The organism is Coprococcus sp. AF21-14LB (assembly GCF_003458885.1).
Classification (GTDB): Bacteria; Bacillota; Clostridia; order Lachnospirales; family Lachnospiraceae; genus UBA9414.
Genome location: NZ_QRVX01000073.1, coordinates 1 through 8,132 on the forward strand (window position 1 = coordinate 1; position 8,132 = coordinate 8,132).

The 8,132-nt window shown below is 40.0% G+C and carries 10 protein-coding genes, 1 pseudogene and 1 riboswitch; all 11 genes and pseudogenes read right to left on the reverse strand.

The features are described 5' to 3' along the window. Positions 1-153 precede the first annotated feature (153 nt). A riboswitch (TPP riboswitch) is annotated at positions 154-258 on the reverse strand. Positions 259-304: 46 nt separating this feature from the next. Then, entirely contained in the window at positions 305-1,093 is a 789-nt protein-coding gene (locus DWX73_RS12200) for an ABC transporter permease subunit (protein WP_118349014.1), read from the reverse strand. Continuing rightward, a complete protein-coding gene (locus DWX73_RS12205) occupies positions 1,090-1,971 on the reverse strand; it encodes an ABC transporter ATP-binding protein (protein ID WP_118349015.1) in 882 nt (293 codons plus the stop codon). Before DWX73_RS12205 ends, DWX73_RS12200 begins: the two co-directional genes overlap by 4 nt. 82 nt (positions 1,972-2,053) lie before the next feature. Next, positions 2,054-2,542: a flavodoxin gene (locus DWX73_RS12210; protein WP_118349018.1), complete on the reverse strand. Its 489-nt coding sequence runs from the start codon at positions 2,540-2,542 to the stop codon at positions 2,054-2,056. Positions 2,543-2,627: 85 nt separating this feature from the next. Then, positions 2,628-2,936, reverse strand: coding sequence for a GyrI-like domain-containing protein (locus DWX73_RS15255; RefSeq protein ID WP_330413671.1), 309 nt, complete (start codon positions 2,934-2,936; stop codon positions 2,628-2,630). Between the two features lie 2 nt (positions 2,937-2,938). Beyond that, positions 2,939-3,484, reverse strand: a complete 546-nt coding sequence (locus DWX73_RS15260; RefSeq protein WP_330413672.1) for a helix-turn-helix domain-containing protein — start codon at positions 3,482-3,484, stop codon at positions 2,939-2,941. 88 nt (positions 3,485-3,572) lie between these two features. Then, positions 3,573-4,049: a hypothetical protein gene (locus DWX73_RS12220; RefSeq protein WP_199413562.1), complete on the reverse strand. Its 477-nt coding sequence runs from the start codon at positions 4,047-4,049 to the stop codon at positions 3,573-3,575. A 22-nt stretch (positions 4,050-4,071) separates the two neighbouring features. Further along, positions 4,072-4,518: a GNAT family N-acetyltransferase gene (locus DWX73_RS12225; protein ID WP_118349016.1), complete on the reverse strand. Its 447-nt coding sequence runs from the start codon at positions 4,516-4,518 to the stop codon at positions 4,072-4,074. 207 nt (positions 4,519-4,725) lie between these two features. Continuing rightward, complete coding sequence (locus tag DWX73_RS12230) at positions 4,726-5,175, reverse strand: GNAT family N-acetyltransferase (RefSeq protein WP_118349017.1); 450 nt, start codon at positions 5,173-5,175, stop codon at positions 4,726-4,728. A gap of 194 nt (positions 5,176-5,369) precedes the next feature. Continuing rightward, a complete protein-coding gene (locus tag DWX73_RS12235; protein WP_118349019.1) occupies positions 5,370-6,395 on the reverse strand; it encodes a S66 family peptidase in 1,026 nt (341 codons plus the stop codon). Positions 6,396-6,399: 4 nt separating this feature from the next. Then, positions 6,400-7,521, reverse strand: coding sequence for a Fic family protein (locus DWX73_RS12240; protein WP_330413673.1), 1,122 nt, complete (start codon positions 7,519-7,521; stop codon positions 6,400-6,402). A 500-nt stretch (positions 7,522-8,021) separates the two neighbouring features. Beyond that, positions 8,022-8,132: pseudogene (locus DWX73_RS15650) on the reverse strand (cell filamentation protein Fic); the annotation flags it as partial.

The following is an 8,132-nucleotide window of genomic DNA, read 5'->3' on the forward strand; positions in this document are numbered from 1 at the left end:
TCCACCTCACGGTGGACACCCTTGTCATTGGCTGTATCCTTCCCACTACTAGGGCGGATTAGGGACTTTCACCCATTAGCGACGTGCGCCGCAAGGCGCACCAAAAAACGGAAGCTACCTAATTCGATAACTTCCGTTTCATACATACATTACATTGCTCATTCTCTGCATCCCTACGTTGGCATTATCCAAATCAGGTTATCGGTCGAAGGTCATACCTTCCTCTCAGCCTGTCATACAAGCTCCCGTTCATTTTATTGTCTTTATCATTATAAACAAACCATTTTCAAATTGCAAGAAAATTTCAATCTAATATATCTTTCCGTAAATATTTCAAAAATGCAGCAACTACACTGCCTATGCATATTACCATACCAATTGTAATCAGTCCACCATCCAGACTGCCATTAGTTACAAGATCTGCTCCTTCACAATAACCAAATGGGGTGATGTATTTTAAAAACTCCGCAGATTCTGTTATATTTGAAATCAAATTCAAAACATACATCATTGCCGCAATTCCCAGCCCGACACCTGTACTTCCTCTTCGCAAAAATGCTGAAATCCCAAAACAGATTCCCGCCAGTTCCATCTGAAGTAAATAGTATGCCGCGTGTAACAGATTGATTTCTCTCCATGGTATTGCCTCTCCAATCACAGCTATAGAACTTACCGCCAGTATATAAATGATCATATTCATCGCCGTAATCTGAAGCGTAACAGCAATCAGTTTTTCAATCATAATCCGTCTGCGGCTTACCGGATGTGTCAGCAGAATTTCTGCTGTTCTGTCCTTTTCCTCTTTGCTGAGAATACCAACGGCACAAAGTGAGGCATAAAATGCACCTCCCAGTCCTAAAATATTTCCGCATTCAATCGCATAAAAACCAACAAGAGTACCAAAGTTTAATCTATCCATTCCAAAGGCAGCGGTAAAGCTCCCCATAGAAGCAAACACATCATTAAGACCCTCCATTTCTCCCTTCATCTCCGGAAAAAGGAACACACAGACTGTAAGCAGAAGACCAATCGATATCGTCCATATCCAAAAGGAAATCTTCCCCTGCCTTAATTCATGTTTTACAATCGTCATAGGATATCACCAGCCTTTGTGTAATAGTGCATAAATATTTCTTCCAAATCCGGTTCTGTAATAGAAAGATCCGAGATCTGTCCGGCAGATAGTACTTGGAGCAGACGGTTCATATCACCACTGTATAGAAAGCTGACAGAATCCTTCATACTCTTTTTATCACGAATCCCCTCAAGCGCATCTAACTTTACGTTTCCATGCACCACGATACGTTTCGTACTTGTTTTGGATAACGCTTCCACACTGTCGCACGCAATTACACTGCCATCCCGGATAATCGCGGCCCGGGTACAGTTCCGTTGGATTTCTGAAAGGATGTGGCTGGATAAAAAAACAGTTGTCCCCTCTTCATTTCTTTCTCTCAGAATATCAAAAAACTCCTTCTGCATCAGCGGATCCAGTCCCCCGGTCGGCTCATCCAGGATCAGTAATTCCGGTCTATGCTGCAAAGCACATACAATAGCAACCTTTTTTCGATTTCCAAAAGATAACTCATCTACCTTTCGTGTCTCATCAAGATGCAATCGTTCGCAAAGGATTTTTGCATCCCCGGTACAATTCATTTTTCGCAGATCTGCCGACAGCTTCAGCATATCTTTTACTCTCATCCCCGGATAAAATACAGCTTCAGCCGGGAGATAACCAACCTTCTGTAAAATATTTTCCTTTTCCTTCACAATATTTAATCCGAATATCTGTGCCGTACCGCTTGTCGGTGTTATTAATCCCAATAGTGTTCGGATTGTTGTTGATTTCCCGGCTCCATTTGGTCCGATAAATCCAAAAAATTCGCCTGCCTGTACTGTCAGATTAAGATTTTCAATTCCTTTTGCTTTGCCATAATATTTTGTAAGGTTCACTGTTTTGATTGCATCCATAGCCTTGCTCCTTCCGCAGACAACTCCCTGCCCAAAACTTTATCAGCCCGGTCAAATCTTTCCTAACGGATATGTCCTTAAATTATGCCAATGAAATCCCGAATTGTTCTGCCCATGCCTTTAGTTCTTCTTCGCTTGCATCCGCAGAGAATCTCTTTCCTTCTTTTAATTCCGCTCCCGGACAGGAATCCTCCAATTCTTTATTTGTGTTCCCCATACCACTGCTGCCTGAAGTTGCCAACGGAATAATTGTCTTTCCCTTCAGATCATATTGCTCCAAAAACGTGTTCATAATGGTCGGGGCAACATACCACCAAATAGGAAAAGCTATGAAAATAACCGAATACTGATCGATTTTATCCACCTTATTTGCAACTGCAGGCCGGAATGACTTATCATTCATTTCCACACTGCTGCGGCTATTTTTATCTCTCCAGTCTAAATCGGCATCTGTGTATGGAATTTCCGGCTGAATCTCATGTAAATCCGCTCCGATAGACACTGCAAGCCGCTTCGCCAGTTTTGCTGTTACACCACTGGCACTGAAATACGCTACTAATACCTTACTCATAATCAATCCCTTTCCTTTCCAAAAAATCATATTTTATCTCTGTACTTTACCATAGAATATCATAAATCTGTGGCAAATGCACTCTCTACTTTTTCTTAACCGGAAGCCAGATTTCACAATAATAGTTTTCGTCCTGCGCTCCCTTCGAATATTTCGATGGATCATCATAATATTCTACACAATACCCTGCAGCAAATTCATATTCTTTAAGCGCTGGGAGCCATTCTGTAAAAATCTTTGTGTTCACATCCTGCAATGCATACGGCAAAGCACCTTTGCAAGGGAATACCGCCCATGTAAACTCCGGAATCGTCTTCACTGTAAAGCCTTCCGGAACCTCCTTGACCGGATTATATGGATCTGCAATGAGATACTCAAAAGTATCATGCCCCATGTTCAGGTCAATGTTGATTCCATATACCCCATAACCGTTTTTCCTTTTCCCGCCTGATAATGTTCCTGCCAGAACTGCGGTACTACATCCTTTGCACCTTCATAAGAAAATTCTCTTGCATTTGCAATTACGGTAAAAGCTTCTTTTTTTACAATTCTGTAATCCATGATATATCCTCCTTCTAATGACAGTTTTACCTTCAGCGGTGCAAAAGATTTCAGCATGACCTGTCCTTTTCTGGCTGCTGTCGGTGTCACACCATGAAACCTTGTAAACGCTCGTGTAAAACTATCCGGAGAATCATATCCATATTTCATTGCAATATCTATAATCTTCTCTTTACCCGTAGCCAGATCATTTCCAGCTAGTGCAAGTCTGCGGTTCCTGATATATTCCATAAGCGTAAATCCGCAAAGCATCGCAAATCCTTTCTGAAAATAAAAGGAAGAAATATTGATATTTTCTGAAATTCTGTCTGCGGTCAACTCCTCTGTGATATGTTCCTCGATATACTGAATCGCTTTACTTATTGCATCCACCCAATCCATGCTTATTTCACCTCTTTCGCTTCGCTGTTCCTATATCCTATCAGTTCGGAGAATCATTTTCCCGACTATTCTTGCCTAAATTTGTTCTTCAAGATTCCATGCAAATTGCCGTCTCCCATTCTTCTCTCAATTGTCGGATGGACTGTTGCCTTCCATTTCTGTCAGCACTTACAGCTTTTGCTACAACCTCAAAAAGTTTGTCGCTGAGCTGCCACCTGTCCCGATTACGGTTATACTCGCCGAAGAGAGCAAAGGCTGTTGCACCCACCGTATAAACATTCGTGATTTCATCTATAACTGCGCCAACTTCATATTCTTCGGGCGACTGAAAAAGTGAACTGCCCCACATTCGTCCCATATCAAAGATAACATATTCAATCAAGTTCTCATGCTGTAGTTCACTATATACAGGCAAAGTTGCTTTCCGTCTTGCAATAGCATCTGCGGGATTACCGTTATACCGCTCGGTAGGAGCACCTGCAAATTTGATAAAATAACGCTGGCCGTCCTTTTCTGTTCCGAAACAGATATTTCCGGAATCCTGATCATCATAAACCTTGAACACCGTGCCATACCCTATCAGAAAATTATCTCAAATCAATTCGATATATACATTTTTCCATTTCACCATCTTCAAGCCGCATATCATTATCTTCTGGCAATTCAGCAGTCTCAATAAGATGACATCCCAAATATTCACAAGTCCTTTTTGACGCATAGTTATCAGGATTGCAGGTAATGATGAGATAATCCATATTATGCTTTTTCGCTAATCCAAATAATAGTAAGCATGCTTTTCCAGCATAATGGTGGCCCCTGTACTCTTCATATATGCGATATCCGATATTACCACCATAATATGTATTTAAATTATGGCCAACCCTCAAATCACAAACTCCCATCTCTCGCCCCTGCTTATCGCAAATAGCAAAATGATATGCAGGAAGCCACTCTTTCTCAACATTACCATCTACTGTTTTTTGCAAACACAATTGGATTTCATCATTTACTAAAAAGCTCGTATCCAAAAACATCGTTTACCTCCAAAATTAGATTTGTCTTAGTTCCTCTCTGCAAGTTCTGTAACTTCAAGACGGAATGCCACGCTGTTTTTTCGGCGGGTAATAAGTCCTCGACATTTGAGAGAGAAATCCCCCATCGCACAAAGCTACGCTTTATACGATGGGGATCTCTTCTCCCCTTGGAATAGAACTGCTATGTCGGTACAACCAAAAGGAAAATCAGTTTCTTTTCAAATCATATTCTAAATACCGATCCTTTTCGGTATCAACAAAACTTTCTATTATCCATTTTGCATCCGAACATCCCATATTGAAATAAAAAGAGATTGTATCGGAAGATGGAATTGCTGAAATAAATATTTTATTCGCTCCCATATTTTCGGCAGAGAGAGACATTTGTTTGAATAATTTTCTCCCAACACCTTTTCGTTTCCACTCATCATCTACAAAAAGCATTGTTAAGTTTGCGTATTTTTCTGCTGTGCCCTGTAAGATACCATCTATACAAGAAAAACCAACAATTTGATCATTGCAGAAAGCTCCAGCAGCAAAACCACCTCTATTCATTTGTTGACATAAGTATTGGGGTATCCATATCTTCTTCTCTTGACTCCACTCACGAATTTCGTAAGTTTTTATCAGTTCATAACAACCTCGCTTTTTATCCATTTGTTAGATATAATCTGTTTATGTTGGAACTGTTCTAACATTTCAGGATATATATCCGAAGGGGTTAGAAGTCTAATTCTTATATTATCAGTCATCTTTTATAATCTCCTATCAGATCTTGTTTCCCTCTTCTAACACTTCATTTTCTATTATTCCACCATTATTGATAATAGATTTAGCTAATCGGCTGCCGATTATTCAAAAGAGATTACCTGTTGCTCTGCATCTACATGCGCATTTACTCCAAACGGAATAATACATCTGGGAGTCGCATGTCCGATATTGATATTGTACAATATCGGGAGTTCTGGTTTGTCGATAATCTTTACCAGCAGGTCGCAGTACTCAGTGGAATAGGTTTCGTCTATAGGTTTTCCGACCAATACTCCGGATATCACATCAAAAAGCCCATATTCCTTCAGTGCATGCAGCATTTTCTCATACATCTCCGGTGTCGGCTTTTCTTCGCTGGTTTCAAGCAGCAGTATTCTTCCTTTCCAATCATCTAAAGAAGGAAAAAGCCCATATTTCTCACATAAAGAAATACTGTCTTCATATCGGTCATTATTAAAAATGTCATATATGGAATCTATACAGCCACCCAGTATTTTTCCCGAAAAGGCAAACGGTCCCTGCAGCAGTTTATACCCGTTATTCTTATGGCTAATCCTCGGAACTCCGATCTGGCTTTCATCAAAGCTTGTTCTTTCCTCGTACCAGACATTACTTGGACATATTTCTCTTATCGTTCCTGTGCGGAGCAATTCTTCAAAATACTTTTTGCTGTATGGCAGCATATCGTTGTCAAGCTCACACAGATCCGCAAGAAAGGACTGCCCGTAAAATGTTTTCAACCCCAGCTTGTGCAGCATAAAATGGTTTATGGTCGTGTCGGAAAATCCCAGAAATATTTTTTCGCATATCACCTTTTTCAGTCTGTCATCTTGGAATAAAAACGGAAGCAGGCGATAGGTATCATCACCACCGATAGCACATAGGATTATATCTACTTCAGGATCAGCAAATGCTTCGACCAGATCCGAAGCTCTATCCTCGGGATGCTCTTTGATATAGTCAATTCCCTTTAGCGTATGCGATGAGTATTTTACCTTTAGCCCCATTGACTTTAGGCGATCTTCCCCTATACGGAGTTCATGTGCTACGAATGGTTCACCGATGATGCCGCTGGATAAACTCACAATTTCAACTGTTTTCACCATGTTATCATTTTCTCCCAAATAAATACTTTCCTTTCCCTTTTCCTTTCATCGAATAAATCAACCCTGCTTCCAGCATTCTTTTTATCAAAGCTGAGGCCGGAGAAGCTGTTATGGAAAGTATCTTCATCACTTCAGTTCGCCCAAAAAATCTGTCATATCCATATTCTTTGAACAATTCTTGAATATGCTGTTTTGTTTTATTACTGATATTATCCGGTATTTCTATATACTCTTTTTCTGTCTCAATGTCCTGTTTTTTGTTTTGAATGTCCTGTTTTTGTTCTTGAATGTCCTGTTTTTGATTCTCCCATCTGACATGCATGTATCGGTTCTTTAATTCATTTGATTCTCCCAGTAACAGATTTCTTAAAAACAATTCAAGATATTCCGTGGTTTCCCTGATACCTTTTGACAGATCAGTATAGTTTGCTCTTACAAGCGAATTTCTAAAAAACCATGCATTCTCGGCAAAGATATCATTGGTCACATCAAATCCCATAGACCTTAGATATTTGATAAAAAAAACCGCTGTTGTCCTTGTATTTCCTTCTCCGAAAGCATGTATCTGCCATAGGCTTGAAACAAATTTTGCCAGATGCGAAATGATTGATGAAATACTGTTCAATGGATATTCATATTCTTTTTCCGTACGAATATCATATTCCAGCATTTCTTTTAATTCCAATGCATTACCATAATGAACGGATTCTCCGTCCAATACCCACTCCTTTTTTGAAATGTTATAATCTCTCACCTTTCCAGCATGTGAAAATATTCCCTCAAACAGTCTCCTGTGAATTCCAATGTACTGAGGAACTGAAAAGGTAAAAGCTCTTTCTGAAAGAATATTTGCGATTCGTGCAGACACAATATCCGCTTCTTTTGTTCTGTCTGTATCCCGTTCTTTCAACTCTTCATAATAGTTTTCAATAAGCTTACCGGCTTCCGTTATTGATATTTCGCCTTCAATATTCTTTCTCGCAGTATTTCTCAGATAGTCCGAGGTTTCGAGCCCGTCTACAGCCTGCAACCCCATAGCAGTATACCAGGCATACCCCAGTTCACGTTTGCTTGGTTCAGACTGCCTTATATACTCCTCAAAAGGATCTTTCTTTATATCATCCATCCGATTTACCACCTTTCGAATCTTTGATTCTATAATAATCCTCCATCTTCACATTCAATTTCACATAGGAATCTTCTTTTCGGTTGCCACGCGCTCAAGGAGCGCGATACTCTCCACATGGCTCGATAGGTCCGGATCGATGTCGGTCATCGGGAACCTATCCAGTCTAATATGGTATGTACCAAAATATCTCCGTTGGTTTGCGGAAACATATCTACAAATTCTGTATCAAAAATATCTTGATACATTCTGCTATCCATGTCGCAGCTTGAACCTTGTTTATCCACGGAAAAGTTCAGCTTTTTTATTCGTTTCTACTATTATAGTGATTCCAACATAAAAGTCAAATTCTGTGAGGAACCGCCATCACTTCAATCTTGTCCGTTCTTCCTACAAAAACAGGTCAACGGCTATTTTTCGTCCTAACTGATGTTCAGTTTTCCATGCACTCGACCTTATCATACCTGAAAATCCAGCATTGAAAGGAAGAACTGATCCTATTACTTCTTCGCATTCTCTTCCAGTTCCAGCATGTACTTATCAAAATCAGACATAAATAATCTATCCTGAATAACACGATATTTTTCAAATTCAGTCTCGGCCTTTGCTTG

What these genes read in the sequence shown, in the direction of transcription:
- DWX73_RS12230 (WP_118349017.1), bottom strand. Translation starts at nt 5,175, where the DNA reads ATGGATAAAAAGCGAGGTTGTTATGAACTGATAAAAACTTACGAAATT.
- DWX73_RS15260 (WP_330413672.1), bottom strand. Translation starts at nt 3,484, where the DNA reads ATGGATTGGGTGGATGCAATAAGTAAAGCGATTCAGTATATCGAGGAA.
- DWX73_RS12205 (WP_118349015.1), bottom strand. Translation starts at nt 1,971, where the DNA reads ATGGATGCAATCAAAACAGTGAACCTTACAAAATATTATGGCAAAGCA.
- DWX73_RS12240 (WP_330413673.1), bottom strand. Translation starts at nt 7,521, where the DNA reads ATGGATGATATAAAGAAAGATCCTTTTGAGGAGTATATAAGGCAGTCT.
- DWX73_RS12200 (WP_118349014.1), bottom strand. Translation starts at nt 1,093, where the DNA reads ATGACGATTGTAAAACATGAATTAAGGCAGGGGAAGATTTCCTTTTGG.
- DWX73_RS12225 (WP_118349016.1), bottom strand. Translation starts at nt 4,518, where the DNA reads ATGTTTTTGGATACGAGCTTTTTAGTAAATGATGAAATCCAATTGTGT.
- DWX73_RS15255 (WP_330413671.1), bottom strand. Translation starts at nt 2,936, where the DNA reads ATGGGGCATGATACTTTTGAGTATCTCATTGCAGATCCATATAATCCG.
- DWX73_RS12210 (WP_118349018.1), bottom strand. Translation starts at nt 2,542, where the DNA reads ATGAGTAAGGTATTAGTAGCGTATTTCAGTGCCAGTGGTGTAACAGCA.
- DWX73_RS12235 (WP_118349019.1), bottom strand. Translation starts at nt 6,395, where the DNA reads ATGGTGAAAACAGTTGAAATTGTGAGTTTATCCAGCGGCATCATCGGT.